Annotated in this window: 1 protein-coding gene; it reads left to right on the top strand. The window is 64.3% G+C overall.

Features of this window, described 5'->3' with window-relative positions; all coding sequences use genetic code 11:
- Positions 1–222: 222 nt before the first annotated feature.
- On the top strand, positions 223–1,437 hold the full coding sequence (locus JK358_RS38720) for an IS110 family RNA-guided transposase (RefSeq protein ID WP_201958868.1): 1,215 nt from the start codon (positions 223–225) through the stop codon (positions 1,435–1,437).
- Positions 1,438–1,456: the final 19 nt, after the last annotated feature.

Genomic DNA, 1,456 nt, shown 5'->3' with positions numbered 1-1,456 from the left:
TCCCTAAGTTGTAGGTGTCTGGGGTTGACGCCCTGGATGCCCAGAGCGGCGGGGTGTAGCTGATGAGAATTTGTCGTCTCTGAGACTCGACAGGACTGGCTGCCCCGCCTCACTGGACGCTCTGGCTGCTGATTGAGAGCTTGTTGCGGATCGTCGCTGTTTAGGGATCTGTCGGCGGGGTTGTCCACGGGCGCAACAACTTCGACGATCAGGAGCAGGTGAGTGAAATCCCGCGCGGAGATCTGGGTCGGAATCGACGTCGGCAAGGATGCCCATCACGCGTGCGCGGTCGACGACACCGGCAAGACGGTTTTCAGCCAGAAGCTCGGCAATGACCAAGCGGCGATTGAGGCGCTGATCGCTCGCGCCGACCAAGTTGCCGAGAGGGTGTGGTGGGCCATCGATCTCACCAGCCCACTGGCGTTGCTGCTGATCACGACCCTGCTGGTGGCGGATCAAGACGTGACATATGTGCCGGGGCGGGTGGTCAACACGATGACCCGCGGATTCCGCGGAGAAGGCAAGACCGACGCCAAAGATGCGAAGGTGATCGCCCAAACCGCCCGCATGCGTCGCGACCTGAGCCGAGTGGTCATGCCGGACGAGCTGGTGGTCGGGCTGACACAGTTGACCAGGTACCGGACAGATCTGATGGCGGACTGGGTCGCTGGGGTCAATCGGTTGCGTGACCTGCTCGGATCGATCTTCCCTGCGCTGGAGGCCGCACTCGACTACTCGAACCGAACCCCGCTGGTCCTGGTCGCTGGGATGTGCACTCCCGGCGAATTCCGGGGCGCTGGAATCGACGGTGTCACAACATATCTCACCGACAACGGTGCCTGGAAGCCCGCTATCGGCAAGACCGCGGCCGCCGCGATCGACGCCGCCGGCCGTCAAAGCCTGGCCTTGCCCGGCGAGACCGATACCGCGATGCTGGTCAAACGCATCGCGACCAGACTCCTCGAACTCGATCGCGAGATCAAAGACACCGACAAACTCATCACCACCCGATTCCGACGGCACCCCTGGGCGCACATCATCGAATCCCTGCCCGGCATGGGCCCCGGGCTGGGAGCTGAGTTCCTCGTCGGCACCGGCGGTGACCTGGCCGGTTTCTCCAGCGCAGGCCGGTTGGCCTCCTACGCCGGCCTCGTTCCCGTTCCACGCGATTCGGGCCGGGTCTCGGGCAACCTGCACCGCCCCAAGCGCTACAACCGGCGCCTGCGGCGGGTCTTCTACATGGCGGCCTTGTCGAGCCTGCACAACCCCGACGGCCCCTCGCGACGCTTCTACGACCGCAAACGCAGAGAACGACAGATCCACACCCAGGCCCTGCTGGCCCTGGCCCGACGCCTGGTCGATGTGCTGTGGGCGCTGCTGCGCGATGGTCGTGAATTCACCCTCGACACACCGACTCCCGCGACGGCTGCGACTTGACTTAGTCATTGAGAGTCCT

The organism is Nocardia acididurans (assembly GCF_016741815.1).
Taxonomy (GTDB): domain Bacteria; phylum Actinomycetota; class Actinomycetes; order Mycobacteriales; family Mycobacteriaceae; genus Nocardia; species Nocardia acididurans.
The sequence above is the reverse complement of the archived record's forward strand: the minus strand, read 5'-3'. Positions and strand labels throughout refer to the sequence as shown.